The organism is Pantoea stewartii subsp. stewartii (genome assembly GCF_008801695.1).
GTDB lineage: Bacteria > Pseudomonadota > Gammaproteobacteria > Enterobacterales > Enterobacteriaceae > Pantoea > Pantoea stewartii.
This window is the reverse complement of sequence record NZ_VZPF01000292.1, coordinates 1-350: the sequence shown is the minus strand read 5'-3', so window position 1 is coordinate 350 and position 350 is coordinate 1. Positions and strand designations below refer to the sequence as shown.

General features: G+C 51.1%; 1 pseudogene. It reads right to left on the bottom strand.

The annotated features are described in order from the left end of the window. Positions 1 to 212: 212 nt before the first annotated feature. Positions 213 to 350 (bottom strand): annotated as a pseudogene (locus tag F7Q90_RS27565) (translation initiation factor IF-2); the annotation flags it as partial.

Genomic DNA, 350 nt, shown 5'->3' with positions numbered 1-350 from the left:
GTAGAAAACGCTGATGCCAGACAGAACACCGTCATACGCAAGCATGTAACGCATTGATTTTATGTTATCTGAAACAACCGTTTTCATAGTACCACAGCATAAAATCCATTTATTCAACAAAGCCCAACCCAGTCATAGACTGTCTGGCGGCTGACGCCCCTATATCGCGCATATTCTGCTTTGCTCATCAACATAATTTACTGATACCTCCATCAGTCCGGTGCGCCAGTGTGGCCGCTACCGCTCTGCACGCCACCATGAGTGTGGCCGGTCAGGCTCTTGCCGCCCGCTGTTACATCGTTATTAACCGTCACCGGGCCATTCATGGTTGCCGTTCCACCGCCGCTGCC